This is a genomic window from Macrococcus hajekii (assembly GCF_004359505.1).
In the GTDB taxonomy this organism is placed as follows: domain Bacteria; phylum Bacillota; class Bacilli; order Staphylococcales; family Staphylococcaceae; genus Macrococcus; species Macrococcus hajekii.
Window position 1 is genome coordinate 1 of the sequence record NZ_SCWE01000032.1, and the last position, 402, is coordinate 402.

Annotated in this window: 1 protein-coding gene; it reads left to right on the forward strand. The window is 45.5% G+C overall.

Features of this window, described 5'->3' with window-relative positions; all coding sequences use genetic code 11:
• Window positions 1-22: 22 nt before the first annotated feature.
• Window positions 23-402: PHP domain-containing protein (locus ERX37_RS11235; RefSeq protein WP_243715924.1), on the forward strand; the 380-nt coding region annotated here is incomplete at its 3' end.

A 402-nucleotide genomic window follows, 5' to 3' on the forward strand; every position in this document is an offset into this window, starting at 1 on the left:
CACTAGAAGGAGGAACTCATTCGTGACAATTTATGATCAGCACATGCATACCTTGTATTCATTTGATTCCGAAGCCCAACTCCGTGATTACTTAACGCAGACAAAGGCGCCTGTCGTGACAACAGAACATTTAGAGTTTGATAATCCTGATGATGGCGGCCGGGATAATCTGCCTGATTATGCTAGGATGAAGGCAACGCAGCCGGCTCTGGCCGAAAAATTTCCGACCGAATTCTTGCTTGGGATCGAAGCCGGCTATTTTGCTCCTGCCGATGCTCGATTCCGACAGTACTTGGACAACCATGACTTTGATTTGACACTTTTGAGTTTTCATCATGATGGTCATTACGATTATCTGGATGAGCAATTGATCACCATGCCAGCTAAACAGCAGCTTGAAGA